The sequence below is a fragment of the Mesorhizobium sp. M8A.F.Ca.ET.021.01.1.1 genome, from assembly GCF_003998025.1.
Lineage (GTDB): Bacteria > Pseudomonadota > Alphaproteobacteria > Rhizobiales > Rhizobiaceae > Mesorhizobium.
In genome coordinates this window covers 1-1,140 of sequence record NZ_RZSJ01000963.1, presented here as the reverse complement: position 1 = coordinate 1,140, position 1,140 = coordinate 1, and the positions used below count along the sequence as shown (strand labels likewise).

At 68.0% G+C, this 1,140-nt stretch carries 1 protein-coding gene; it reads right to left on the bottom strand.

Annotation, left to right across the window (positions count from 1 at the left end; genetic code table 11):
* Positions 1-1,140, bottom strand: a 1,140-nt coding sequence (locus EOA36_RS35835; protein WP_189553560.1) for a caspase domain-containing protein, incomplete at both ends; no start/stop codon positions are given.

Below are 1,140 nucleotides of genomic sequence, written 5' to 3'. Positions count from 1 at the left end.
GGTCTGCCCGGCCTCGCCATACAGCGACAGCACGGTTTCATAGCCCTTGATGGCCGCCGCATAGTTGAGGTCGGCGCGCGCCGCTCCCGCCGACAGGAACAGCGTCGCGGCCTGCGACAGCGTCCGGTCGGCGAAATTCACCTTCAGCGCCTTGCGCGACACCTCGTCGATATCGACCGCCTCGGCCAGCTTCGCCTGTGCCGCGCCGAAGGCGCCCAGGGCCAACTGCTCCTCGGCCTGACGGCGCAGTTCCGTCACACGCGAATCGTCGGCGGCCAGCGTCTTCATCTCGGCGCGTACCTTGACGAAGGCGTCGGCCGCCTCGCGCAGCCGGGCATTCAGGCTCTCGGCCGACAAATGGCTGGTGTCGGCGCTGATCAACGCCCCATAGAGCGGCGCCAACGGCATGTCGGCGTCGCTGGCGATCCGCTCGACCTCGCCGCGCATGTCCGGCGTCACGTCGGCCATGGCCAGCAGCAGCCGTTCGCGCTCCGGCAACTGCCCCTTGGCCGCGGCGGCGAAAAACAGCTTCGGCAGGCCGCTCTCGACATAGGGCAGTTGCCTGCCGCGCGACAGGTCGTAGACCTCCTGTTGCACCAGCGTCAGCACCGATCGGATTTCGAGCCCGTCCGTGCCGAGATATTTGGCCAGCGCCGTGGTGAAGGGCGAGTTCTGGCCGGTGCCATCGGCGGCCGTCTCGCCGGGTGCGGCCGAAAAAGCGAACAGGATGTTTTCCGCCCGCCCGATGCGGCCAAGACCCGGCGTGACCTTGTCGGCGACATCCTTGGCCAGCGAGGTCGCGCCGCGCCCGTCGCCGCCGCTCCCCGAGAACGGATCGCTGCGGCAGGCGTCGAGCACGATCAGCCCGACTTTCGCGGTGGCCGCGACCGCGTCGCGCACCTCTTCCAGCGGCAGGCTGGTCTTGTCCAGCGCATCGAGCGAGGACGGATCGGCATCGACCGGCAGCAGCCGGTTGTCGCCCGATATTTCGACGCCATGGCCTGAGAAATACACCAGCGCAACGTCTGCGCCCTTGGCGTCTTGGCGGAAATCGTCGAGCGCGCGGCGCATGCGCCTGAGATCGCGGTTGGTTTCGAGCACCACGTCGAAACCAAGTTTCTTCAGCGCCGCTTCCATCGC